Source organism: Nocardia salmonicida (assembly GCF_036142455.1).
In the GTDB taxonomy this organism is placed as follows: Bacteria; Actinomycetota; Actinomycetes; order Mycobacteriales; family Mycobacteriaceae; genus Nocardia; species Nocardia salmonicida.
Genome location: NZ_CP108014.1, coordinates 2,229,220 through 2,252,752, shown reverse-complemented (window position 1 = coordinate 2,252,752; position 23,533 = coordinate 2,229,220). Strand labels below are relative to the sequence as shown.

Here is a 23,533-nt window from a genome sequence, read left to right as displayed (position 1 = left end):
CACCACGGATGACCCCGTCGCCTCAGCCGAGAGGATTGTGCCCCAACAGAACTCGCCCGCTGAAGCGGGTCTGTTTGGCACGAGGCAGAGGGTGGAATTGGCAACCGTGGATGTCGCGGTAGAGGCGTTCGAGGTCGCAGGCGCGGGAATAGCCTGCGCCGCCGGTGGTTTCGATTGCCAGTCGGACGGTGGTGATCAGGGCGTCGGACGCGACGGTCTTGCGGCTGAGGGTGCGGGCGGCGTAGATGTCGGTGTTGGGGAAGTGCAGGTTCTCGGAGTCGGTGAACATGGCCGTGATGAGGTCCTCGGCGGTGGTGTAGGCGTTGAGCATTTCACCGGCCGACTGGATCGTGTGGGCGTCGGAACGGCCCGCCAGCAGGTGCGCGGTGAGATCGACGGCCGCGTCCGCGACGCCGAGGTAGGCGGCCAGTACCAGCGGAAGGGCGGCGCCGATCACCACATTCAGCGCCGGCGGCCACGGACCGGCGGGGCGGGTCATCGAGATCGCGGCGTCGGGCACGAAGACGTCGTCGAGGACGACGGTGTGTGAGCCACTCGCGCGGAGACCGAACGAATCCCAGGTCTTGTCGATGCTCACCCCCGCGGCAGACAACGGGATGGCGAAATGCAGCACCTCGTCGTCGTAGCGAACGCTGGTGACGAGCACGTCGCCCACCTCACACCCGCTCGCGGGCGCCTTGCGCGCACTCACCCGATACCCACCGTCGACGCGCACAGCCTGCCCATTGGACTCGACCCAATCCGAGGCCCCGGTGCTGACCAGGATCGCCCCGCCGGCCACCTTCGCGAACACCGCCGAAGCATCCACCCCATGGTTGTGCCGCCACACCTGCGCGGCCACCAGGTGCGAATGCATCGCGAACGCGACAGCTGTCGACGGATCGTGGTTGCCGAGTTCGCGCAGGATCTGCCCCATCTCCTGATGAGAGGCGCCCCCACCGCCGAACTCGACCGGCACGAGCGCTGCCGACAGACCGCTCGACCGCAACCGGTCGAAGGCGGCGACGGAGATCTCGCCGGTGCGATCCCGTTCGGGGACCTCGAGACGCAGGGTTTCACCGATCTCGCGAGCCAGTGCGACCCGGTCGGTGCTGGACATGGTGTCAGAAATTGTGGAAGTCATGTTTCGAAGGTAGGAAGCGCCGCGATAACCAGATAGTCCAGAAACTGGACTCTCCCGGTCCTGAAAGTGGACCCCGTCGGTGAGGTGACCATGACAACCACGACCGCAGGCTACGGCCAGTACTGCCCGATCTCGCGCGCGCTCGACGTGCTCGGTGAACGGTGGTCGTTGCTCATCCTGCGCGACCTGTTCATCGGCACCACCCGCTTCAACGACCTCGCTCGCGGCCTACCCGGCCTCTCACGCAGCCTGCTCGCCAAACGCCTGCGCCAGTTCGAACGCGCCGGACTGATCGAGAAGCTCGGCACCGAACACCTGCTCACCGAAGCGGGCAGCCAACTCGAGCCGATCCTGTTCGGCCTCGGCGAATGGGGTGCGCGCTGGACCTTCGGCGAACCGCAGGAAGAAGAGCTCGACGCGGCGCTGCTGGTCTGGTGGATGCACACCAGGCTCGACACCTCCATGCTGCCCGGACGGCGACAGGTGCTGCACGTCCGATTCACCGACGACATCCGCCGGTTCTGGATCGTGGTCGAATCCGGCGTCGCCTCGGTGTGCGAAACAGACCCCGGCTATCCCGTCGACGTCACCATCAACGCCGACGTCGCGGGCCTGTACGAGGTGTGGTTGGGCCGCATGCCGCTCACCCACGCGCAGCACACCGGACGGATCAGGTTCATCGGCCCACCCACGATCACCCGCCGGATGCCTGCCGTCCTGCGATTGAGCCCGGTCGCCGGATATGTCGCCGCGACGGGTCAGCCTGGTCCGGCAGCGCGCGCGTCGTGATCGGGACCGGTGCGCGCGGCAATCCGCATCGCCCAGCGGTACAGCTGTTCGGGATCTCCGAGCGTCGCTCGCGCTGAGGGCCGAACCAGGACGCCGTTAGCCGCGGACAACAGGTCGTACAGGCCCAGATGCACCCACTCCCACAACATGCTGTCGAAGTTGTACGACATCATCGCCCGCTCGACACGCTCCCGGATGTCGGTGACCTCCTGTGGCGCGATCCCCGACCGATGCAGTCGTGCCTCGGTAGCGCGCTGATCGTCGTCGTCGAACGAGGTATCGAGGAACGGCTCCAGCAGATCGGCCCAGATATCGCTACGCCGACGCACGGCGATCTCGGTGCGCCGACAGAATTCGGCGAGGGCCGGCGCATCGGACGCGAGCACGAACAGCGTCTCCCCCGAAACCGTGCGAAGTTCCGGCGGAAACGCGCGCGGATCGGCGTCGGCGATATCCGAAACCGCTAGCACGCCATCGGGATACACCGATGCGCCCGCGAAAGGATAGTCGACAAACTGAATCTCTGTGTCGCCGATGACCACCCGCATCGCCCCATGATGGCGGCCCGAAAGCACCTGGACCGGCAGTCATGAACTAAATCGAACAAAACGTGGCAGTAATCACTACTTGGCCCGCGATGTTGGCAACGGCCGTAACCAAAACGTTAGGGTTCATTCATGGTACGTACCGGAGCAGTAACCTCAGAGCCGTACGAACCGAGTGTTCCTCTGCCCCAACAGCATCCGGTACGACTCGAGCTCGTCAGCGAAGCGCCCGCCACCCCCGGCGCACCGACCGAGGAGGTCGACGAGCACTTCCCGCGCCTCGGCGACACCAGTTTCCTGACCGGCGCGGCCAGACACCGGCTCGCCGCCTACATCCACACCCAGCTCGCCGAACTCGAAGAGATGCCGTGACCTCACACCCATGACCACGCGTCCCCGCGTCATCACACTCGCGCACGACTAGGCTGCAACGCCAGGAGTCATCGGCGACACAGCGATTCACGCGAGGAGTGGCGAGGTTTGAGCGACGCATCGGTCGTGCTTCCCGAACAGGTCCGCACCGAACTGCGCCGCGGAGTGCGCAGCGTCCTGGTCGACACCGCGGCCCTACGCCTGGTCCGTGAACGCTTCGACGACAATCAAGCAGGCGCACTGCGCCGCTACCTGGAAGCGTCCCAATCGGCGAACACCCTGCGTGCCTATCGAACAGACTGGATCGCCTGGGCGGGCTGGTGCGCGATCGAACAACGCCAGGCGCTCCCCGCGGACCCACTCGACGTCGCCGTCTACCTGGCGGCCTCCGCCGACGCCCGACGAGAGAACGGCACATGGGCCTTCAGCCCGGCCACCCTCGATCGCAAGTCCGCCGCCATCGCCGCAGTCCACGCCGCCAACGGACTCCCCTCACCGACCCGTTCCGACGTCGTCCGGCTCACCCTGCGCGGCATCCGTCGCACCCGCCGCACCCCGCCGACCCGCAAACGGCCGGTCCTGCTGCACACCCTCGACCAACTTCTCGCCGAGCTCCCCGCACCCGACTGGCCCACCGAACCCGCGCGCCGCCGCGACGCGCTGGCACTGCTGGTCGGTTTCGCCGGCGCCCTGCGGCGCAGCGAACTCGCGGGCCTGCGCATCAGCGACGTGCACGTGCGCACCGACCACACCACCGGCGAACCGCTGCTCGTCGTTCACCTGCCGACAACGAAGACCGACCCGACCGGCGTCGCCGAACAGCGCATCGCCCTGCCTCGCGGCAAACACCCACGCACCTGCCCGATCTGCGCCTTCGCCGACTGGGTCCGGCTTCTGGAAGTCCACGCCGACACCGGCGACGCGGGGGCGCGCACCTGGACGACGAACAACCTCGCGGCCGACACCACGATCCACCGCTGCCACGGCTTCACCGGAACCCGCCTCAGCACCGACGAAGACCGCCCGCTGTTCCCCACGATCAACCGACACGGCTCGATCAGCGACACCGCCCTGTCCGGCCGGGCCGTCGCCGAACTCGTCAAGCGCTACGCGGCCCGCGCGGGCCTGGACCCCGACCTGTTCTCCGGGCACTCCCTACGCGCCGGCTTCGCCACCCAAGCCGCCCTCGGCGGAGCCAGCGACCGCGAGATCATGCGCCAGGGCCGCTGGTCCAACCCCCGAACCGTCCACGGCTACATCCGCACCGCGAACCCACTCGAAGACAACGCCGTCACCAAACTCGGCCTCTGAATCCGAGTGACTGCCCGCAAGCGTTCCGGCTCCGCAGTTCTCGTATCAATTGACGGTCAACGCCTCATACGCTTTCGCGGCCATATACTCCCGGCCCAGTCGAGTGGGATGGAAGAACGTCCCGCCCTCTCCGGGTTCGAGTCCGACCAACGACACATAGCGTTGCCCCACAGGGGCGCAGATCGAATGATCGCCCTCGGAGTCGGGATCGACAAAGGTGAAACCCGCTCGGTCCGCGGCCGCCGCGACTGTGTCGTTGAGTGCTTTCTGCGCGCGGATGTTGAATGCGATGGCCGTCGGGCCCGCGATCGCATCGATGAAGCAGCCGGTGGGGTCCTCGGGCAGGATATTCAGATAGCCGAGCACGGCGAACTCGGCGTTGGGGGCGTGTTGTCTGATCGCGGCGTACGCGGCGTCCAGTCGCGCCGGAAGTCTCGTGAGCGCGTCCGCGGCCTGGTCTCGTAAGGCCTGCGTGCAGGTGGCGGCCAGGAAGCAGTTGCTGATCACCGAGACGAACAGGTTCTCGTCGTTGCCGCCGATGGACACCGCGACGAACTCGGTGGCGGCGGACAACCCGTCCACCTGCGGGCCCATCGGTGATACCTGCGTGATGTCGGCGGTGACAGCGCCGCCGCAGCCCCAGTCGCCGAAGGTGGTCTGTGGCATCTTCGCGGCGATGAGTCGCGCGACGCTGTCGGTGGCCTGAATGCACGGTCCGATGAGCGAGCCCGCGAAGGAGCCGCTGTCGATGTAGGAGTCGCCGATCGCTACGAATTCGGCACCAGGTCGGTGAGAAGGGTCCCCCGGTGCGGCGGACGACAGCGCCGCCGGGGACAACAGCAGTCCCGCCGCGGCAAGGAGTAATACACGGTGTGCAACGTTGCGCATCGTTCGGATCACCTCTGGGTCGAAATGGTTGGGCGACGCAGAATCTGGCGGTGGTGTCTACCGATTCCGCGATCAGGGTGCGACAAATCGCCGTTGCCTGATTGCACCGGCGATTCGATCTAATACGTATTAGCTGGGATCAGGCTAACAGTCAGTGAGAATCTTCGAAGGAAGAATCGAGCACGAAAAAGCCACGACCGGCCACCGACTGGGCGGTCGCAGTGCTACGGCGAAGCTAGGACGACCCGCGATGCACCAGCATCAGCGCATCCGTCGCGACCGCGCGCACCTGAGCCGCTCCGCCTTGCGCCAGATCGACGATGGCGCCGGCGAGACTCCCCGCGGGAACCGTCAGATCGATGCCGATAGTGGTCAGCGTGGGCACCGTCAGCGCGCCGATGGTCTCGCTGTCGACCCCGATGATCGCCAGATCGCCGGGAACATCGAGGCCACGCAACCGGCACGCACCCAGGACCGCCACGGCCACAACATCGTTGAACGCCGCCACAGCCGTCACCGGCGGCTCGCTCTCGACCCAACGCGTCAACGCGTCAGCGGCCCCGTCCAGTGAGTAATCCATGCTCGCCACCACCGGCTCCGCGAGCCTGAGCAGTCGGCATTGCTCGCGAGCGCCTTCCAGCCGAGGTAGACAGAACGGCTGATCCTGTGGCTCGTCGACTGCGGCGAACCCGATTACCTGATGCCCGCGATCGGCCAAGTGCCGCACCTGCATTCGCCCGATCTCGCGCTGATCGAGACCGGCGACCGAAGCATCCTCTGACCCCAGAACGCCATCGATGACCGGTACCCCCGACTTCACCAACGCTTGCTTGTCGGCCTCGGGAAGAACTGTCGCGGAAACGACGATGGCCGGGTCCAGATGTTGACACACGGCACTCACCCCACCCGCCAGTCCGGTCAACTCGAGGAACACGCACGTGAAGCCCTGCGCCTGCAAAGCGGTCGTCACCTCGCGTTTGAACCGCGCGAACGGCTCCGACACCGGAGCATCCGCCAAGAGGAACACCACTACCTGACTGCGGCCGCTGCGCAATGCCCGAGCGACCGCCGACGGCGCGTAGCCGAGCCGCTGTGCGGTATCGAGGACCAGTCGCCGCGTGGTCTCCGAAATCCCGAACTCGTTCTTGCCGTTCAGCACGAAACTCACCGTCGTCTGTGAGACTCCGGCTTCTCGAGCGACATCCAGACTGGTGATCCGCGCCAACGCTCCTCCTGGCCGCCCAAGGTATCAGCTAGCGATCGCCGAGCAGATCATCCCCGAGGTCTTGGGGTCAGGCGATCCGGTCGAGTCGGAAGATGCGGAACTCACGACCACCCGAGAGCTGGAATTCCATCTCGTAGCCCGGCCAGAACTCGACGGCCTGGTCCCACACGCGTTTGCGCTCGAACCCGGTGATCTCGGCGACGGTCACCGGGAACGCGGAGCTGCCACCGAAGCGAGCCGATGCCGTGCGGGCCGCGCGCAGGTTCGCCGACCAGGCCGGATGCTCCGGCTTGCCCCAGTTCGACCCGACCAGGTAGAAGCCGTCCCCGTCGGGCACGCACAGCAGCGAGGTAGTGCGCGGCTGTCCAGACTTGCGCCCGACCACCGTGATCTCGATCGATGGGAGCCCGGCCAGGTCGAGTACACCCCACCGACCGCCACTGAGCCTGCGCAACAACCGCTCGGTCGGCAGGACTACGCCGGCGCCACGCATCACCCAGGGCTGTGTCGCGAACACGCGCGCAAAGCCCGGCAAGGGATTGAAAACCATCCACGAATCCTGGCTCGAGCGAACCGAGTACGCCCACTCACGATGCTGCGCTGAGAGGCAACTCACTCGAAGTGCTGGACGACCGATCGCCGCGAGCGACGCTCGGCGTACCCCGGCCGAAGCGGAAGTCGGCAAACACGGCCGAGACCTGCATGCGTACTGGTTCGACACCGGTCGCGCAGTTGCCGTCGATTTAACTACCTGACCACCCCTCCCCTGTCTTTGCTGGTGAGTGGTTGTTTGGTTCGAACATGTCTGGAACTGAGTTGGTCTGATCGGCATCAAAGGGAGACTCATAAGTAGATGCGCATATCTACGTAACTCCATGTAATTTCTATAGCGTCAGGCTCCAAATCCGCCGCTCCGACCCACTTCCCCCGCACAACTACCTCGATGTCGCACACTGAACTCCCCTCCCTCCCCTCAGACCCCAGGAGTGCCATGCCCTCCCCCACTGGTCGCCGAATCCTCGCCGCAGTTGCTCTCACCGCCGCGGCCCTGCTCACGACCAGCACCTCCCCTGCCCTGGCCCGACCACCAGCGCCGGCCCAACTGGCACCACTCGGGCCCGAATTCCTCTGGGGAGTGGCAGCTTCCGGATTCCAGGCCGAAGGTGATGCGCCGGACAGCAATTGGCGCCGGTATGTCGAATCCGGGACCACCGACGATCCTTATCTGAACTCGGTCGACTTCCGGAATCGCTACCGCTCCGATATCGCGCTCGCCGCGAAACTCGGTGTGCGCGTGTACCGCATCGGCATCGAGTGGGCACGGGTCCAACCACAACCCGGCGTTTGGGACGAGCCGGCACTCGCGTTTTACGACGACGTCGTCAGCGCGATCACGGAGGCGGGGATGCGGCCGATGCTGACGCTCGATCACTGGGTGTACCCGGGCTGGGCAGCCGACCGCGGCGGCTGGCGCGATCCGGAGATCGTCACCAACTGGCTGTCCAACGCGCGCGTGGTCGTCGACCGGTTCGCCGACGCGGACCCGCTGTGGGTGACGTTCAACGAGCCGACGTTCTATCTGGTCAACGATCTGCGCCACGGCGGCATCGGCGCGGCCGACGTTCTCACCATGGGTGAACGAATCGCCCAGGCGCACAACAGCATCTACGACTACATCCACGCCGTACACCCCGGCGCCCAGGTGACCAGCAATGTCGCCTACGTCCCCACTGTCGACGACGCGGTCAGCGGACCACTGCTCGACCGGATCTCGACGCGCCTGGACTACATCGGCATCGACTACTACTACGGCTTCTCCCCCACCCAGCTGCAGATTCCCGATCCGGACCGCCTCTGGACGATGCCGCTGCAACCCGAAGGCATCTACTACGCGCTCGACCACTTCGCGCGGAAGTTCCCCGGCCGCCCGCTCTACATCGTCGAGAACGGCATCCCCACCGAGAACGGACTCCCCCGCGCCGACGGCTACACGCGGGCGGACTCACTGCGCGACACCGTCTACTGGCTCCAGCGCGCCGTCGCCGACGGCATCCCACTGATGGGCTACAACTACTGGAGCCTCACCGACAACTACGAATGGGGCTCCTACACTCCACGTTTCGGCCTCTACACGGTCGACGTTCTCACCGACCCGACCCTTACTCGCACGCCCACCGACGCGGTCGCCGCCTACCGTGCGATCACCGCGGCGGGCGGCGTCGCCCCCGATTACCGGCCGACGCGCCCCGTCGCCGCGTGCTCGCTCGTCGACGGGCTCGCCAGTTGCACCGATCCGGTGTCGGTCCCCCGGTAGAGGTTTGAACCACCGATGCTTGCTCTACACTCGGGCGGGTGTCGAGCACAGCGTCACACCCAGCCGGCGCCGTGAGCGGCAGGCAAGCCCGATGGCAGCCGCACAACGACAGCCGCCGGGAGCGAATCGTGCTGGCCGCGGTCGAGCTGATCGAACAGGCGCCCGCCGGCGTCGAGGTGCCGATCATCCAGATCGCCGAGCACGCGGGGCTCGCGAAATCGGTGGTCTACCGGCAATTCGCCGGCCGCGACGAGCTCGATCGCCGGATCAGGAGCGAGATCGCCGACCGATTCGTCGCCGACATCGAGGACGCCCTGGACATCGCCGAGGGATCGATCCACGAAATCCTGGTTCGCACGATCGGCGGCGTCGTCGATTGGATCCAGGACCATCCCCGGCTACACGAGTTCCTGCGGACAGGTCCATCGGAGACCGATCCCGATATCGACGCGATGAGCGCGCTGATCGACACCCTCGCGGGTTCGACCAGGGCGCTCGTCACGGGCTTGGCCGGTGTCGTGGGCGTGACCGACGAGGCCTCGGCCGACACGATGACCTTCGCCATCGTCTCGATGACCGAGGCCACCGTCACCCGCTGGGCCAACGACACCGTTCCGGCGCTCACCAGGGATCAGCTGATCGAGGAAGTCGCCTCCTACGCCTGGCACGTCGTGGACGGCGTCGCCCGCCGCCACGGCCTGAACCTCGACCCCGACAAGCAACTCACCGAGATCATCACCCAGCTGGTCGCCGGCGACTGATCGCCGGCGACGTCAGCTCAGGCGACGCGCCGAGCGCTGCGTTCAGGCTCGCTGCGGTAGCGCGACACGGGCCCGTCGATGCCGAACTTGCGCCACAGCCACTTGGCGGTCGGGTTCATCAGACCGAGGTCATTGGCCAGTTTGCGCATATCGCCGAAATAGCCCGACAGGATCTGCTGGGAATGCTCCGACTTCCAGAACGCCTGCTCGATGACCTCGCGCGGAATGTCGAACTCGCGCTCGAACGAACGTGGCGGCGCCATGATCTCGCTGGCCAGCCAGCGCATCGCGATCGGGAAGGCCACCGAGCAGACGCCACGATTGAACTTGCCCATCCGCCCGATATGCGCGGTGAGGAAGTCACCGGCGAAGGAGATGTGACGCGCTTCCTCGGCGATATGGATCTCCATGGTGCGCAACACCATCGGCGGCATCGTCGCGCCCGCGCGGATCACGGCCTTCTGATAGTGATCGATCGGTTCCTCGCCGCCGAGGATGCCGATGAACAGGATCGTGTGGGCGTAGCCGCCCGCCACACCGATCAGCGGCGACAACGCGCGGAACATCGGCCGCATGCCGGGCACGTCGACGTCGATGCGGTTGACCAGCTCCTGGAACATCTGGATGTGGTTGCACTCTTCGGTCATCTCGTGCAAGCAATACCGGAACTCGGGCGACCCGTTCGGCAGCTTCATGATGTATTGCATCATTCCGCGGATCAGGATGCTCTCGAAGGCGGCGCCGACCTTGATCGAATTGGCGGTGCGCCATTTGCCGATCGCGATGCGCCGGTCCAGGGGTTGGTCGCGGTACCACTGTGTAGCGCCGAGCGGGTCGATCTCGGGCGAGAGAACCCACCGCACGTCGTTCGGGTCAAGGGCGAGCTCGGGCGAATCCCAGTCGATATCGAGGTAGGGATCGAAATGGCGGTCGACAGACCCCTGTGACAGGGTTGCCAGCGCCTCTCGGTACTCCTCGGTAATGGGTCCGCCACGGCTCGATTCGGTCAGCGTCATCGGTGCCTCCTCGGTTCGCGTGCGGCGCGCACGGCCCTGTTAGCGCCGTCACACCGTTACCCCGAGAATAACTGAGACCTCCAGTCCCACACAACCCTGGCTCGATAACGTTTCCCCACGAGCTATTCGACGAGCAACACCACCATCTGGCGGGCCAACTCGGTATCACCGGGACCGCCGAGCCAGATCAGCGGGCGACGTTGATCGAGGTGGTCCAGCGCTTCGGGCAGGGAGAGGAACACCCGATCGGCGCGTACGACGCAGACCTGAGGCAGGTCCTCGGAGACCGCTGGACCACCGTCGGCATCGAGCGCCAGCGAACCGGTGGACGCGTCACCGGCCACCGCGTCGCGAACCACCGCCTCACCGGACTCGTCCGAGTCCGAGCCGCTGTGCACGACCCGATGTCCCGGCGCACTGGCCCAGTGGTCCAACCACGCCGGGCCGGGCTCGACCGCGGCGAGTACGGTCTGCACGCTCATGCCGTAGAGCACGTCGGCGACCGCGGCGGGCAACCCCGCGATGTCGACGGTGCGCACCAGCGACCCGTGCTCGCGCAACCGTTCGACGAACCGCTCGAGCACCTCGGCCCGTTCGTCCGGATCCACCAACGCGTGCCTGCCGGAGGATCGACGCATGGGGACCCGGCGCTCGTCCTCGGGTAGGTCGAGCAGCCCGTCACGGACTCGGCGCAAGATCTCCTCGCGGGAATTCACTCGGGCACTCTCCTTCGTTGGCGACGCCGTCGTCGCCGTTCACACATTCCCTCTCCCCACATACCGCGGGAACCCTTCGAATCGCTACCGTACCGACCGGTCCACATCATCCGAGCGCGGCACGACGAAGCCGAGCAGATGCAGTAACTGATCGATATTCAGGTCGAAGATCTCCGCGCGATCGGCGAAGGTGTCGCGGCCGTACATGTCGAACACGTCGAAGTTCACGGCACCGAACAGCGTGGTCCATGCGGTGAGGGCTGACGCGATCACCGAGTCGGGGGCGAGTAGGCCGAACTGCTCACGAATCGTCGCGAAATCGGCGGCCGTTCGCGCGCTGATCGCCGGTCCGGTGGCGGGGACGTCGAGCTGCCCCTGACGGTAAGCGCTGTCGACGATGCCGAGCAGGATCGCGATCACCCGTACCCCTGGCGCCTCGGTATCAGCGGCGGGTGCGTCGTAGCCGGGCACGGGCGTGCCGAAGAGCAGGCCGTACCAGGCGGGTTCGGCCAGCGCCCAGTCCCGCACCGCCCGCGCGGTGACCCGGAAACGGGTCGCCGGGTCGTCGGGTACGTCGATCAGTGCCGCGTCGACGGCGTCGCCCAATGCGTTGTAGCCGTCGACCACCAGCATGGTCAGCAGTTCGTCGCGGTTGCGCACGTACCGATACACCGCCGAGGACACCACACCCAGATCACGCGCGACCGCACGCAACGACAGTGCCGCGGCGCCTTGGGTAGCGAGGTGCTCGCGGCCGATGCGTTTGATGTCAACGATCGTCTGCGCGCGCGCCAATGCGCGCGGGCCCGGCTGTTCGGAACTCATCTTCCGATCATCGCCCACTGGTGGCGCGAGCCGGGGCACGGCGCCCGGCCGCGTCGTCGGCGGCGGCCGCGGCGCGTTCGATCTCGGCGGCGAGCGTGGCACCGCCGACCTCCCATGCCATCGCGAGCAATCGGTCGCGGAAGCGGCTCAGGTCCACACCGACACTCTCGCCGCCGTAGCTCGTGCCCGCGGCGTCGCGGATCGTGTGCACCACTTCGTCGGCGAGCACGGCGATCCGCGACTGGATCATCGTGCGCAGTACACCACTCAATGTGATGTCGATGCCGACGTCGTAGAGGACCAGCGCGGCCTTGAACATCGACCGGTCCCCGAGGAACCAGCGCTCGTCACGGCGCTCGAGATATCCCGCCGAGGTGAGCTCCGCGAGCACATCGGTACCACGGTCGCCCAGCATCGCCGCAAGCTCGGCGTCATCGATGTAGCACGAGCGTTCGGCAGCCTGGCTCGCGCGCGGATCGAACAGTACGCGCCAATCACCGGGCTGCGGCTCAGCGTCGAACACCTCGCGGATCGCGTCCAGGCGCAGGCCGCGCGCCTGCATGGCGACGATGTCGCGCAAGCGGTCCACATGCTCGTCGGAGTAGACGACTTCCTTACCCGCGCGGCCGGGCTTGGGGAGCACGCCGAGCGAGTGGTAATAGCGGATGGTGCGCGACGCCACGCCGCTGACGTCGGCGAGTTCCGCTCGGGTATATCGGGCCACCCGAACAGCATAGGTCGAAGTGGAGCCTACGTTGACAGCTCTGGCTGTCGCCATTAGCGTTACCCGCGTCACTGTCGACACCGATCGAGGAGCTCCCCCATGCCCGAGCGCACCACCGATTTCGACGTTCTGATCGTCGGTTCCGGCTTCGGTGGCAGTGTCACCGCGCTGCGCCTGGTGGAGAAGGGCTACAAGGTCGGCGTCATCGAGGCGGGCCGCCGCTTCGCCGATGACGAACTGCCGAAAACCAGCTGGGACCTGCGTAAATTCGTGTGGGCACCCAAGCTCGGCTGCTACGGCATCCAGCGCATCCACCCGCTGCGCGACGTTCTGATCCTGGGCGGCGCCGGCGTGGGCGGTGGCTCGCTGAACTACGCCAACACCCTCTACGTGCCGCCGGAGCCGTTCTTCCAGGACCCGCAGTGGCGAGAGATCACCGACTGGCGCACCGAGTTGACTCCCTATTACGAGCAAGCGAAGAAGATGCTCGGTGTCGTGACGAATCCCCACATGACTCCCGCCGACGAGATCTTCAAGTCCGTCGCCGAGGACCTGGGTGTGGGCGACACGTTCGTGCAGACTCCCGTCGGCGTGTTCTTCGGTACGCCGGGTGAGACCGAGGCCGACCCCTACTTCGGTGGTGTCGGTCCCGAGCGCACCGGCTGTGTGGAATGTGGCGACTGCATGGTCGGGTGCAAGTTCGGCGCCAAGAACACCCTGGTGAAGAACTACCTCTACCTCGCGGAGAAGGCCGGCGCGCAGGTCATTCCGATGACCACGGTGTCGTCGCTGCGACCGCTGCCCGACGGCACCTGGGACGTGGCCACCGAGCGCACCGGCGCGTGGGTGCGCAAGGCGCCCAAGACGTTGACCGCAAAGCATGTCGTGCTCGCGGCAGGCACGCTCGGTACGCAGAAGCTGCTGCACGCGATGCGTGATGAGGGTGCGCTGCCGAATCTGTCGGACAAGCTCGGTCTGCTGACCCGCACGAACTCCGAGTCGATCGTCGGCGCGGCGACCAGGACGCTGGGGCCGGACCAGGACTTCACCAAGGGTGTCGCGATCACCTCGTCCATCCACCCCACCCCCGATACTCATGTCGAGCCGGTCCGATACGGCAAGGGCTCCAACTCGATGGGCATGCTGCAAACGCTCATGGTCGACGGCGGCGGCCGGGTGCCACGATGGCTGCGGTTCCTGGGCTTGGTGCTGTCCAATCCGCTGACCTTCTTCCGCTTCATGAGCACGAAGAACTGGAGCGAGCGCACGATCATCTCTCTCGTCATGCAGCACCTGGACAACTCGATCACCACTTACACCAAGCGCGGGCTGTTCGGTGGCCGCAAGCTGACCTCCAAACAAGGCCACGGACAACCGAACCCGACGTGGATCCCGGCGGGCAACGATGTCACCCGACGGGTCGCGGAGAAGATCGGCGGCGTCGCCGGTGGTACCTGGGGTGATGTGTTCAATGTGCCGATGACCGCGCACTTCCTCGGCGGCGCGGCGATCGGCGCCGACCGCGAGCACGGCGTGATCGACGCCTACCACCGCGTGTACGGCTACCCGACGCTCAGCGTTGTCGACGGTGCCGCCGTGTCGGCCAACCTCGGCGTCAACCCGTCGCTCACTATCACCGCTCAAGCCGAGCGCGCGGCCGCCTACTGGCCCAACAACGGCGAGGTCGACACCCGCCCCGAGCAGAGCGCCGGCTACAGCAAGATCGCCCCGGTTCGCCCGAACCAGCCGGTCGTGCCGGCGAGCGCGCCCGCCGCGCTGATCCTGCCGATCATCGAGGTCCGCAGCTCGGAGAAGACCGCGGGCTGATTCCACGAAATCAGGCCCTGGCCTTGCGGTTACTACCGCAAGGCCGGGGCCTTTCCTGTTCCCGGACACGTAGCATCGGTGCCGACGACGGGGAGGAGCGTTCGATGACGGTGCTGGTTTTGGGCGGATACGGAACGGTCGGCGCGCATCTGGTGCGATTCCACGGACGGATCCATCAGATCGGCGAGCGGGCGCGGACAATCACTGGCTACGGCCGTGGTCGCCGCTATCACGGTGCGCGCGCTGATCCGGAATCCGGTCTCCGCGCCGACCTGGATCCACCAGCTACTCGAGCTCGACGACATCTGTCATGACCCGCTCGCGGCAGATATCCGGTTCGACCGCTCCTGAAGGCACCGACGTGTTCAGAGTGCGTTGATCCGGGCCAGTGCTTCGAAAGCCAGATCGGCTGCCTGCCACAACGCCGTGATCTCGGTACGGACCGTGGGGGCGAGAGCGGGGTCCTGTAGGGCGAGGCCGTTGGTGAAGATCACCGTGTTCGCGCCGAGGTCGGCGGCGATGAGCAGCTGTTCGGTGGCTACGCCCGCGCCGAACAGCTGGTCGAGTCCTTCGCCGACGAAGTAGAACCGCCACAGTGGTCCGAGGTCGGCGCCATAGGCCGCCTTCGTGCGGTCGATGATCACGTCGCCGACCGAGGCGATTCCCGCCACGATCTTGAAGTAGTCCGGCGCGTTCTCGGGCTTGGTGCCGACCGCGGCCGCCGAATAGGTCAGGTCGACAGTCAGGTGCGCGTTGTATCCGGCCATGGCCGTGCGAGCGCGCGATGCCCCACAGTCGCGGGCCAGCGCGAAGTAGTGCGCCCAGTGGGGTTCCGCGATGCCACCGGTGAATTCGGCATGCAGATTGTCGAGGAACCGGCGCAGCAGTTCGAAGCTGATCGCGTGCGCGTACTCGCGGTTCACGAAGGCCGCCGGATCGCGTTGCATCGGCATCACCGCGGCGTATTCGACGCCGTCGAGCCCGATCGCGAACAGCCCGCGCAGGTCTCGATGCTCGACGAGGATCTCGGTGATCCGATGGTGGCGGGCCACCGCGTCCTCGAGGCCGGCCAGGCTGCCCGCACCGGAGATCGCCGACGTGTCCGACAGCCGCGCGAGCTCGGCGATGTCGGCCTGCGACAGGGTCGACCCGCAGGCCGTGTCCTGTACCGCGCCGGCGGCCGGGCCTACGGGCAAGGCCAATGCCACGATCGCGACACAGGCTGCAATTCCACTCGATACGCGCACGCGCCGATTCCACCACCTCATCGGCGGATCCGCGCTTCGACGCGCGCGCCGACCTGCCCGCTGGGCGTGTCGGCACGACCTGTCGCGCCCGCCCCATAGTCTGGACCGATGCCGGAGACCATTGCGATTTCGGGAGCCAGTGGACATATCGGCGGCCGGGTGGCCAATCTGCTCGCGCCGTCGGGCGCGCGACTGCGACTGCTCGGACGCAACGTCGACCGCATCGCGCCCATCGATGGTGCCACCACAGCGACCATCGACTTCGGCGATCCGGCCAGCGTGGGCGTTGCGCTCGACGGCGTGCAGACCTTCTTCTTCGTCTCCGCCACCGAGAGCGCCGACCGGGCCGCCCAGCAGAGCGCGGTGGTGAACGCCGCGAAAGACGCCGGTGTGCAAAGGATCGTGTATCTGTCGTTCGTCGGCGCGGCGCCCGATGCCACGTTCACCTTCGGTCGCGACCACTGGCACACCGAACAGGCCATCCGCGCCTCCGGCCTCGCGTTCACCTTCCTGCGCGACAACCAGTACCAGGACATCATCCCGCACTTCGCCGATGCCGACGGCGTCATCGAGGGCCCCGCGGCCGACGGTAAGGTCGCCGCGGTCACTCGCGCCGATGTCGCCGATTGCGCTGCGGCAGTGCTCGATTCGACCGCCCACCTCGGCAAGACCTTCGACCTCACCGGTCCGCGGGCCTTCAGCCTGAGCGCTGCTACCGCCGACATGACCGAAATCCTCGGTCGTCCGTTCCGCTACGTCGACCAAACCGTCGACGAGGCCTATGCCTCTCGCGCGAAATACGACGCGCCGCAATGGGAAGTCGACGGCTGGGTCAGCACGTATACCTCGATCGCCGAGGGCGAGCTGGAGCACGTCACCGATGCGGTCCCGCACCTGACCGGCCATCCCGCCACCGACTTCCGCGATTTCCTCGCGACCCTGCCGAAGACCTCCTGACCCGGCTCATCTGCGCCGGGTCAGGCAGACCACCTCACACGGCGACCTCGTCGGCGACAGGGGTCTCCGTGCTCGGGGACGGCAGCAGCGAGTAGGCCAGACAGACCACTGCGAAGAGCAGATAGCCCAGCGCAACACCGGGCGCGGCGGCCCATTCGACCGCGTGCGCGTGGATCAGTCCGATCCAGCTCAGCCCCGCGCCGATGAGCGCCGCCACTCCGGCCGCCCGGAACCGTTTGTCGAGGATGAACGTGACAATCGCGCCGAGCACCAGACCTGCCAGCACCGCACCGGAACCGAGCACCTTCAACCCGTCGTAGACCACGCCCGCTTGGCCGAGCGCGTCCGAACCGATTTTCTCCGCCGAGGTCCCGGCGGCGGTCAGCGCGTTGTCGATCTGGGTCACCGCCCATTCCGCCAGATTGGGCAGCAGCGCGGCCACGACCGCGACCGCGTGGATGCGCGGCACGGCCTGGAAGGCTTGCGCGCCGATCAGCAGGCCGATGTAGAGCAGGATCGGCACGATCGCCGGGATGGGCAGCAGCGTCGCGAGGACACCGAACAGCCCGAGCAGACACATGATTCCGATACTCAGGCCACTGGCAAGGGAATAGCCGGTGCGCCCGCCCGCGTCCTTCCACCCCGGATGACCGATGTAGACCGCGGGCGGGAACGGTGAGCCGAAGCCGGCGCCGATCACAGCGCCGAAGCCGTCGGCCAGCAGCACACTGCGCAGGTTGTAGTTGTCGCCCGCCGCGGCCGCGCTCTCCACATTGCTCATGGCCTCGGTGAAGTTGTAGATGCCGAGCGGGATGGCGGTGGCCAGCAGCGGGGCGAGGTCGCTCAGACCGTCGAAGAGCAGGTCGAGGCGCAGGTCGGGCAAGCCGAGGGCGATATCGCCCGCGGCCTGGGCAACGTCGGGTGCCGACATGTATCCCCCGATCCAACCGATCGCCGTGCCGACCAGCAGCGCGACCAGTCCGACCGGGATATTGCCCGGCACCTTCACGTCGGTGAAGAAGCCGATCAGGATGATGGCCAGCACCGGGAGCCCGATCCAGGCCACCTCCCACATCTGCGCGGCGGGGCGCATGGCGATGAAGGTGATCGATATTCCGGCCAGAGTGCCGAGCATCGCGGCGCGCGGGGTGACCTTGCGGATGTACGGGCCGACAAAGGCGCCGATCATCACGATGATCCCGATCATGAACGCCCAGGCGAGACCGGCTGCCCACGCCCGCAACGGATCTCCCGTCGCCAGGTAGATCGGCAACATCACCACGAACACGACGATGAACATGTGCGGAACGCTCGGTCCGTAGGGCAGGGCCGTGACATCGGAGCGTCCTTCGCGCCGCGCCAGGCGCCTGGCCAGCACCATGTAGTACAGGTTGCCGAGCACGAGGGCGATACCGAGAGCCGGGAGCACCGTGCCGAGCACATCGGCGCTGGGGATCTTGACCACCGCGATGGTGAGCGTGGTCAGGGTGAGGACGTTGACCAGGATGTTGAACGCCAGGCCGAAGAAGGCGTTGGTGTCTCCCCTGGTCCACCACGGAAGTGCCAGTGGCGCGGGGGGTTCTGGTGCGGTGGTCGTTTTCGAGGTGTCGACGGACATGGTGGATCCTGTTCGCTAGGCCGTGACGGGGGCTGTGGTGGTGAGTGCGGCGATGACATCCGCCGAGTCGGCGACCCAGCCGAAGATCGCGCCCTGGGCGGCGATCATCGCGAGCCCGACGCGCTGGAATTCGGGGAAATACGAGCCGACACAGTCCGCGACGACAAGGCATTCGTAGCCACGGTCGTTGGCTTCCCGCACGGTGGTGTGCACGCACACCTCGGTGGTGACGCCGGCGACGAGCAAGGTGGTGATCGAATTCTGTTGCAGCACAGTGGCCAGGTCGGTCGCGTAGAACGCGCCCTTGCCCGGCTTGTCGATGACGGTCTCGCCGTCGAGCGGCGCCAGTTCGTCGATGATGTCGTGGCCGTATTCGCCCCGGATCAGGATGCGCCCGAACCGTCCCGAATCGCCGATCCGCTGAGACGGGTTGCCGCGCCGCAGTTTCGCCGGTGGGCAATCGGAGAGATCGGGCAGGTGCCCCTCTCTGGTGTGGATCACGGTGATGCCCGCCGCTCGGGCGGACGCGAGTAGCTCGGCGAGCGGTTCGATCACGGTACGCAACAGGGCCACATCGTTGCCGAGACTTTCGCCGAAGCCGCCGGGCAGCAGGAAGTCTCGCTGCATGTCGATGATGACGAGCGCCGTCGTCGTGGGATCGAAGGACAAGGGGGTCGGGTCGGCGGGGATTTCGGTCATCGTCGCTCCTGAAGGGATACCGGGCCGAGGTGATGGGGTAGAGCCGCGGTGCGCGGCTCGTCGAGCAGCCGCGCGGCGGCCGCGAGGACGACATCGTCGGCGAGCGCCGGGCCGAAGACCATGAGCGAGACCGGTCTTCCGTCACGCGTGGTGCCCGCGGGAACCGCGACGGCGGTCAGGTCGAGGAGATTGCCGAAGTGGGTGTAGTGGCCGAGCACGGTATTGGTCGCGATCGGATCGGCCAGCACCTGGTCGACGGTGAACGTGGTGCCGATCGTCGGCACGATCACCGCGTCGACCTCGTCCCACATACGGTGGACCTGCGCGCGCAATGTCTGCAGTCGCTGTTGCGCGCGGAACACGTCCACGGCGCTGAACTGTTTTCCGCTGTCGAGGATTTCCCGGATCACGGGCAGAATCGAGTGCGGCCGTTCGGTCAGGAACTCCTCGAATTCGACCAGGCGTTCGGCGACCCACGGGCCTTGGTAGAGCAAAGCGCCCGCCGCGAGGAACTGCGCGAGGGTCGTGTCGACGCAATCGAATCCCTTGCCCGGCAGCCGGTCTCGCGCGCCGAGGTGCGCGGCGCGCATGGCGTCGTCGCCGAAGAACTCGAGCTCCTGCGGTGCCGGTAACCCGAGTCGGATCGAGCCGCCGGGGAATCGCCCGCCCCTGGCGCGGGTCCACGGATCCTCGTGATCAACCGCCATGATAACCTCCGCGACCAGATCCAGGTCCTCGACCGTGGTCGCCATCAGGGTGAGGCAGTCCAGCGACTTGCAGGCGGGCACGAGCCCCACGGTGCTGATCAGGCCGCGGGACGGCTTCCAGCCGACGATGCCGTTGAGCGCGGCGGGCACGCGGCCCGATCCCGCCGTATCGGTGGCCACACAGAACGGCACCTGGCCGAGTGCGACGGCGAGCGCGGATCCGGAACTGGAACCGCCGGAGATCAGATCGCCGCCGAAGACGCTGCGCGGCACCGGATACGGGGTCCTTGTGCCGTTGAGCCCGGTGGCGAACTGGTCGAGATTGGTCTTGCCGACGAACAACGCGCCCGCGTCGAGCAAGCGTTGCACCGCCGGTGCGGTGCGGGTGGCCACATAGGCGTAGTCGGGGCAGGCCAGCGTTGTCGGGTAGCCGGCGACGTCGATACTGTCCTTCACCCCGAACGGCACACCGTACAGCGGCAGCGTCAGTGCGCCCGGCCTGCGTTCGATAGCCGCTGCGGCAGCGAGCAACTCGGCACGCGACACCGGAGTGATCCAGGTGCCGTCGTCGCCGCGCGCGGCGATCGCGTCGGCCACCCGTTCCGCGGTTCTGGTCGGGGAGCCGCTGCCACCCTGATGCTGGGTGAGAATTTCGGTGACCGTAGAGCCTGTCATGTTGTCGATTGTCGACAGAAAGTATGACGGCGGTGGGATCTGTCTGTATCGGACGTGTTAGCAGATACCGAGTTTCAGGTATGTTTGCTCGCCGTGCCTGCGCAGCGCGGCCTCGGCCCGGAGCGGATCATTGGTCTGCAGCGCGGTGAGCAGTTCCTGATGTCTGCGCACGCCCTCGCGACGAGCGCCCGCCTCGGTTTCCTCGCGCAGATTGCGCGCCATCGCGAGCTGAAGTTTCACCAGCACCTGCTCGTACACCAGGTCCAGCTGCCGATTGCCTGCCAGCGCGACGATTTCGACGTGGAAGCGACGGTGCGCATCGTTGCGGGCGACCCAGTCCGCACGCCGGTCCGCCGCCGTCAGCTCCGCCAACGCGGCACGGACCCGACTCAGCCTTCGCGGCAGATCCGTCGACGGGAGCGCGGCGGACAGCGCGTGCTGCTCCAGCGCCCGCCGCACCTCGAACAGCTGCACGATATCCTGCGCCGACCACACGACCACGCGGTATCCGCGCCGCGGCAGGTGCTCGACCAGACCCTGCTCGGCCAAGCGCCGCAATGCCTCACGCACCGGCGCTCGGCTGATACCCAGCCGAGCGCACAGCGCCTCCTCACCAACCCGCTCCCCCGGCGCCAAGGCGCCGCCGAGTATCTCCGCACGCACGTGGTCGGCGGTCATCTCCACCAGACTCGCCGGGAGATCGGACGAATTCGATGCGGCTGCCGTCATGAGTCGAGTCTACGAACACCGAGCGCGGTGGTGCCGACGCCGCTAGACCAGGCGCAGGCTGGCGATCATCTTCTGAGCCTGGTCAGCGGTGAGTTCGCCGGTGGTGCCCCGGTCGACGAGGATGGTCAGCACGAGGGTGGTGTTGGCCGCGTTGCGGAACCCGAAGGTGTACACGGAGTAGGCGTTCGCCGTGCAACCCGGGGTCTGGGGGGTCCACGCGCCGGAGGTCTCCACGAATTGGCCGCTGACGCCGCTCTGGGTCTTCAGCGACGTAGGCGTGCTGATCTTTCCGCCGGTCGGATCCGAATATCCGCCTGCCGCAGAAATTTTCGCGACGCTCTTGGCGGCGGCGGCGAGGTCGGTTTCCGTGCTCGAGGTGACTGCGGCCATGGCGCGGTAGACCGAGCCGGGGCAGTAGTCGGCTCCCTCGGTGGCCTGACCACGTCCGTCCACCGAGCCGGTCGCGGAGGTGAACGACATGGGGTCGGAGTCGGAGTGGATGGTCCAGGCCGACGGCACGTCGTAGGCGACGCGATAGGTCGCGATGAGCACGCCTTTCGAGCCGGGCGCCAGGGGTGCGGTACTCGTGCCCGACAGTGGTCCCGCCTTCGTGGTGGTGGTCGTACCCGCCGACGCCGAGGACTCGTCGGAGGAGCGGGCGGCAAACGCGGCCGCGACCCCGACGCCGATCACCAGCAGCAGGACGACACCCACCACCGCGATGATCATGCCCGAGCCGCCGTTGCGACGCGGTGGGGGCGAATACTGCTGTGGCGCAGGAGCATAGCCGTAGGGCTGCTGCCCGTATCCCGGCTGGGCGAACGGCTGCTGGCCTGACCCGTACTGCTGCCCGTACGGCTGTTGGCCTGTTCCCGGCTGGTACGGCTGCCCACTGCCGGGTTGCGGGGCATACGGATCCTGGCCCACCCCGGGTTGCTGCCCGTATGTTGGCTGCCCGACCACTGTCGGCGGCGCGAACGGATGCTGGCCACTGCCCGGTTGCCCCGTCCCGGACTGCTGCCACGGTGGCTGCGGTCCGGTACCGGGTTGCTGTCCGTATGGCTGTTCGCCGGTCCCTGGTTGTCCGAACGGGTGCTGCCCGACAACTGTCGGCGGCGCGTACGGATGCTGGCCGCTACCGGGCTGCTGCCATGGCGACTGCTCCCCTGTTCCCGGCTGCTGTCCGGGTGCCGGCTGCGCACCGCCTGGCTGACCCTGGTTGCCGGGAGCTCTCAGGATGGTGGGGTCCCAGGCCGGTTGCGCGGCGGAGTCAGGGGTGGAGCCTGAGATTTCGGGCGCCTCCCACCACCGATCACTGTCGTTTGCCACGGCCCGTCCTTCCTCGCCCTCCGCCTCCGCGACCGTCGAGCGGGTCGCATTCGGGCAGATCCACCCCTCAGCGTAATGGCGAACCGCCGCTGCCGAGTACTCGAAACCGTAGGAACACAACCCGTTCGGCGCGAGAGGTGATCACCCGTATCCAGGTTCTGACCGGCAGCGCGCGATTCAGTCCCCTGGTACGCCTGCGGTAATCCGGTCCGCGGCCGCCACTGTCGCCGCACCGAGCTCACTCAGTGCCCGGCTCGACAAGCGAGTGTCGGGGCAGCTGACGACCGCTGCCACTACCGCACCGTTGCGATCGCGAATGGGGGCGGCGAGGGTCACCACCGCGTTCTCGGGGCCGAGCTCGTCGGGCAGGTAGTCGATGGTGATCAGTTCGGTGATGACGGAACCGAGCTGAGCGCGCAGGGCGGCGGTGATCGGCGTATCGCGCAGGCCCGCCAGGACTTCCAGCATCGGCGTCGAGTCGTCGACCAGTCGTTCGACGGAGTAGCCGCGGGTCCGGATCTCGGCGAGTACACGGGCGAGGCGCTCGCGGTGAGCCGAGTTCGCTGTCGCGAGCCATGCCTGTCTGACGGGTTCCGTTGCCCAGGCGATGAATTCGCGGCAGACAGGGGGTGCCAGCGGAAGGCGCCGACCCTGGCGAATCCAGCCCGCCGACGGATGACCGACGACCTCGGTGACCACGATGCTCTCCCCATCGCGTTCGGCGAGGAACACCGGCACGCCGGCCTGCTCGGACAGCGCTCGCAGGTGCGCCACCGCGGTGCGGCGCAGCGGGAACGCCAATTCGGCACGCCTGGCCACTGTCAGTAGCCGCAAGCCGATGCCGTAGCAGCCGTCCTCGTCACGCACCGTCCAGCCGTCGGCGGTGAGCTGGGTGAGCACGGCGTGCGCGGTGGCCCGCGAGAGCCCCGCTTCTCGCACGATGCGGGCCAGCGACAGCCGTTCGGTTGCCCGCCGTGACAGCAGCTCGAGCACCTTCACCACGCGCTGCGTCGGCGGCGACGCAGCGCCGGAAATCTCGGCATCACCGGACGAATCCGGGGCCGCCTCTTGACCGGCGAGCTCGGCCCGGCTTATCGTCGGTGTCACAATACCGA

General features: G+C 67.1%; 24 protein-coding genes. 8 read left to right on the top strand and 16 right to left on the bottom strand.

Annotated features, from left to right (window positions below):
• Window positions 1–22 precede the first annotated feature (22 nt).
• A complete protein-coding gene (locus tag OHS03_RS10690; protein ID WP_328662589.1) occupies window positions 23–1,144 on the bottom strand; it encodes an acyl-CoA dehydrogenase family protein in 1,122 nt (373 codons plus the stop codon).
• Window positions 1,145–1,234: 90 nt separating this feature from the next.
• On the opposite strand from OHS03_RS10690, the gene OHS03_RS10685 reads away from it, so the two are divergent.
• Window positions 1,235–1,933, top strand: a complete 699-nt coding sequence (locus OHS03_RS10685; protein WP_328662588.1) for a winged helix-turn-helix transcriptional regulator — start codon at window positions 1,235–1,237, stop codon at window positions 1,931–1,933.
• Here the strand turns inward: OHS03_RS10685 and OHS03_RS10680 are convergent.
• Window positions 1,903–2,403, bottom strand: a complete 501-nt coding sequence (locus OHS03_RS10680) for a hypothetical protein (protein ID WP_328662587.1) — start codon at window positions 2,401–2,403, stop codon at window positions 1,903–1,905. The genes OHS03_RS10685 and OHS03_RS10680 overlap by 31 nt on opposite strands.
• 207 nt (window positions 2,404–2,610) lie before the next feature.
• Here OHS03_RS10680 and OHS03_RS10675 point away from each other — a divergent pair, with 207 nt between their 5' ends.
• On the top strand, window positions 2,611–2,850 hold the full coding sequence (locus tag OHS03_RS10675; protein ID WP_328662586.1) for a hypothetical protein: 240 nt from the start codon (window positions 2,611–2,613) through the stop codon (window positions 2,848–2,850).
• Between the two features lie 108 nt (window positions 2,851–2,958).
• Window positions 2,959–4,161: a site-specific integrase gene (locus tag OHS03_RS10670; protein ID WP_328662585.1), complete on the top strand. Its 1,203-nt coding sequence runs from the start codon at window positions 2,959–2,961 to the stop codon at window positions 4,159–4,161.
• A gap of 45 nt (window positions 4,162–4,206) precedes the next feature.
• Here OHS03_RS10670 and OHS03_RS10665 read toward each other — a convergent pair whose 3' ends face one another.
• The 3 genes from OHS03_RS10665 to OHS03_RS10655 form a co-directional block, all read right to left on the bottom strand.
• Window positions 4,207–5,049 (bottom strand): SGNH/GDSL hydrolase family protein, encoded by an 843-nt coding sequence (locus OHS03_RS10665; RefSeq protein ID WP_328662584.1) that lies wholly within the window; start codon window positions 5,047–5,049, stop codon window positions 4,207–4,209.
• Between the two features lie 235 nt (window positions 5,050–5,284).
• On the bottom strand, window positions 5,285–6,274 hold the full coding sequence (locus OHS03_RS10660) for a LacI family DNA-binding transcriptional regulator (RefSeq protein ID WP_328662583.1): 990 nt from the start codon (window positions 6,272–6,274) through the stop codon (window positions 5,285–5,287).
• 67 nt (window positions 6,275–6,341) lie between these two features.
• The gene (locus tag OHS03_RS10655) at window positions 6,342–6,824 is read right to left on the bottom strand and encodes a nitroreductase family deazaflavin-dependent oxidoreductase (RefSeq protein ID WP_328662582.1); all 483 of its coding nucleotides are present in this window, start codon (window positions 6,822–6,824) and stop codon (window positions 6,342–6,344) included.
• A 441-nt stretch (window positions 6,825–7,265) separates the two neighbouring features.
• Between OHS03_RS10655 and OHS03_RS10650 the strand changes: the two genes are divergently transcribed.
• Together OHS03_RS10650 and OHS03_RS10645 are read left to right on the top strand one after the other, a co-directional pair.
• The gene (locus OHS03_RS10650) at window positions 7,266–8,588 is read left to right on the top strand and encodes a family 1 glycosylhydrolase (RefSeq protein ID WP_328662581.1); all 1,323 of its coding nucleotides are present in this window, start codon (window positions 7,266–7,268) and stop codon (window positions 8,586–8,588) included.
• 38 nt (window positions 8,589–8,626) lie between these two features.
• Entirely contained in the window at window positions 8,627–9,349 is a 723-nt protein-coding gene (locus OHS03_RS10645) for a TetR/AcrR family transcriptional regulator (RefSeq protein WP_328662580.1), read from the top strand.
• A gap of 17 nt (window positions 9,350–9,366) precedes the next feature.
• On the opposite strand, the gene OHS03_RS10640 is transcribed toward OHS03_RS10645, so the two are convergent.
• The 4 genes from OHS03_RS10640 to OHS03_RS10625 form a co-directional block, all read right to left on the bottom strand.
• Window positions 9,367–10,365, bottom strand: coding sequence for an AurF N-oxygenase family protein (locus OHS03_RS10640; protein WP_062981301.1), 999 nt, complete (start codon window positions 10,363–10,365; stop codon window positions 9,367–9,369).
• A 122-nt stretch (window positions 10,366–10,487) separates the two neighbouring features.
• The gene (locus OHS03_RS10635) at window positions 10,488–11,081 is read right to left on the bottom strand and encodes a hypothetical protein (protein ID WP_328662579.1); all 594 of its coding nucleotides are present in this window, start codon (window positions 11,079–11,081) and stop codon (window positions 10,488–10,490) included.
• Window positions 11,082–11,165: 84 nt separating this feature from the next.
• The gene (locus tag OHS03_RS10630; protein WP_328662578.1) at window positions 11,166–11,906 is read right to left on the bottom strand and encodes a TetR/AcrR family transcriptional regulator; all 741 of its coding nucleotides are present in this window, start codon (window positions 11,904–11,906) and stop codon (window positions 11,166–11,168) included.
• A gap of 7 nt (window positions 11,907–11,913) precedes the next feature.
• Window positions 11,914–12,630 (bottom strand): MerR family transcriptional regulator, encoded by a 717-nt coding sequence (locus OHS03_RS10625; RefSeq protein WP_328662577.1) that lies wholly within the window; start codon window positions 12,628–12,630, stop codon window positions 11,914–11,916.
• Window positions 12,631–12,729: 99 nt separating this feature from the next.
• Between OHS03_RS10625 and OHS03_RS10620 the strand changes: the two genes are divergently transcribed.
• Both OHS03_RS10620 and OHS03_RS10615 read left to right on the top strand, forming a co-directional pair.
• Window positions 12,730–14,457: a GMC oxidoreductase gene (locus tag OHS03_RS10620; RefSeq protein WP_328662576.1), complete on the top strand. Its 1,728-nt coding sequence runs from the start codon at window positions 12,730–12,732 to the stop codon at window positions 14,455–14,457.
• Between the two features lie 216 nt (window positions 14,458–14,673).
• Window positions 14,674–14,808, top strand: coding sequence for a hypothetical protein (locus tag OHS03_RS10615; RefSeq protein WP_255284391.1), 135 nt, complete (start codon window positions 14,674–14,676; stop codon window positions 14,806–14,808).
• Between the two features lie 14 nt (window positions 14,809–14,822).
• Here the strand turns inward: OHS03_RS10615 and OHS03_RS10610 are convergent, their stop codons facing one another.
• Window positions 14,823–15,665, bottom strand: a complete 843-nt coding sequence (locus tag OHS03_RS10610) for a DUF5995 family protein (protein ID WP_328662575.1) — start codon at window positions 15,663–15,665, stop codon at window positions 14,823–14,825.
• 147 nt (window positions 15,666–15,812) lie between these two features.
• Between OHS03_RS10610 and OHS03_RS10605 the strand changes: the two genes are divergently transcribed.
• Window positions 15,813–16,661, top strand: a complete 849-nt coding sequence (locus tag OHS03_RS10605; protein WP_328662574.1) for an SDR family oxidoreductase — start codon at window positions 15,813–15,815, stop codon at window positions 16,659–16,661.
• A 34-nt stretch (window positions 16,662–16,695) separates the two neighbouring features.
• On the opposite strand, the gene OHS03_RS10600 is transcribed toward OHS03_RS10605, so the two are convergent.
• The 6 genes from OHS03_RS10600 to OHS03_RS10575 all read right to left on the bottom strand — a co-directional run bounded on the left by OHS03_RS10600 (window position 16,696) and on the right by OHS03_RS10575 (window position 23,525).
• Window positions 16,696–18,279: a regulator gene (locus OHS03_RS10600; protein ID WP_328662573.1), complete on the bottom strand. Its 1,584-nt coding sequence runs from the start codon at window positions 18,277–18,279 to the stop codon at window positions 16,696–16,698.
• Window positions 18,280–18,294: 15 nt separating this feature from the next.
• On the bottom strand, window positions 18,295–18,978 hold the full coding sequence (locus OHS03_RS10595; protein ID WP_328662572.1) for a cysteine hydrolase family protein: 684 nt from the start codon (window positions 18,976–18,978) through the stop codon (window positions 18,295–18,297).
• Entirely contained in the window at window positions 18,975–20,360 is a 1,386-nt protein-coding gene (locus tag OHS03_RS10590) for an allophanate hydrolase (protein ID WP_328662571.1), read from the bottom strand. Before OHS03_RS10590 ends, OHS03_RS10595 begins: the two co-directional genes overlap by 4 nt.
• Before the next feature lie 57 nt (window positions 20,361–20,417).
• Entirely contained in the window at window positions 20,418–21,089 is a 672-nt protein-coding gene (locus OHS03_RS10585; RefSeq protein ID WP_328662570.1) for a GntR family transcriptional regulator, read from the bottom strand.
• 42 nt (window positions 21,090–21,131) lie between these two features.
• The gene (locus OHS03_RS10580) at window positions 21,132–22,418 is read right to left on the bottom strand and encodes a DUF8017 domain-containing protein (protein WP_328662569.1); all 1,287 of its coding nucleotides are present in this window, start codon (window positions 22,416–22,418) and stop codon (window positions 21,132–21,134) included.
• Between the two features lie 177 nt (window positions 22,419–22,595).
• The gene (locus OHS03_RS10575; protein ID WP_328662568.1) at window positions 22,596–23,525 is read right to left on the bottom strand and encodes an IclR family transcriptional regulator; all 930 of its coding nucleotides are present in this window, start codon (window positions 23,523–23,525) and stop codon (window positions 22,596–22,598) included.
• Window positions 23,526–23,533: the final 8 nt, after the last annotated feature.

What these genes read in the sequence shown, in the direction of transcription:
- OHS03_RS10630 (WP_328662578.1), bottom strand. Translation starts at nt 11,906, where the DNA reads ATGAGTTCCGAACAGCCGGGCCCGCGCGCATTGGCGCGCGCGCAGACG.
- OHS03_RS10640 (WP_062981301.1), bottom strand. Translation starts at nt 10,365, where the DNA reads ATGACGCTGACCGAATCGAGCCGTGGCGGACCCATTACCGAGGAGTAC.
- OHS03_RS10590 (WP_328662571.1), bottom strand. Translation starts at nt 20,360, where the DNA reads ATGACAGGCTCTACGGTCACCGAAATTCTCACCCAGCATCAGGGTGGC.
- OHS03_RS10595 (WP_328662572.1), bottom strand. Translation starts at nt 18,978, where the DNA reads ATGACCGAAATCCCCGCCGACCCGACCCCCTTGTCCTTCGATCCCACG.
- OHS03_RS10655 (WP_328662582.1), bottom strand. Translation starts at nt 6,824, where the DNA reads ATGGTTTTCAATCCCTTGCCGGGCTTTGCGCGCGTGTTCGCGACACAG.
- OHS03_RS10620 (WP_328662576.1), top strand. Translation starts at nt 12,730, where the DNA reads ATGCCCGAGCGCACCACCGATTTCGACGTTCTGATCGTCGGTTCCGGC.
- OHS03_RS10685 (WP_328662588.1), top strand. Translation starts at nt 1,235, where the DNA reads ATGACAACCACGACCGCAGGCTACGGCCAGTACTGCCCGATCTCGCGC.
- OHS03_RS10600 (WP_328662573.1), bottom strand. Translation starts at nt 18,279, where the DNA reads ATGTCCGTCGACACCTCGAAAACGACCACCGCACCAGAACCCCCCGCG.
- OHS03_RS10690 (WP_328662589.1), bottom strand. Translation starts at nt 1,144, where the DNA reads ATGACTTCCACAATTTCTGACACCATGTCCAGCACCGACCGGGTCGCA.
- OHS03_RS10605 (WP_328662574.1), top strand. Translation starts at nt 15,813, where the DNA reads ATGCCGGAGACCATTGCGATTTCGGGAGCCAGTGGACATATCGGCGGC.
- OHS03_RS10665 (WP_328662584.1), bottom strand. Translation starts at nt 5,049, where the DNA reads ATGCGCAACGTTGCACACCGTGTATTACTCCTTGCCGCGGCGGGACTG.
- OHS03_RS10585 (WP_328662570.1), bottom strand. Translation starts at nt 21,089, where the DNA reads ATGACGGCAGCCGCATCGAATTCGTCCGATCTCCCGGCGAGTCTGGTG.
- OHS03_RS10650 (WP_328662581.1), top strand. Translation starts at nt 7,266, where the DNA reads ATGCCCTCCCCCACTGGTCGCCGAATCCTCGCCGCAGTTGCTCTCACC.
- OHS03_RS10675 (WP_328662586.1), top strand. Translation starts at nt 2,611, where the DNA reads ATGGTACGTACCGGAGCAGTAACCTCAGAGCCGTACGAACCGAGTGTT.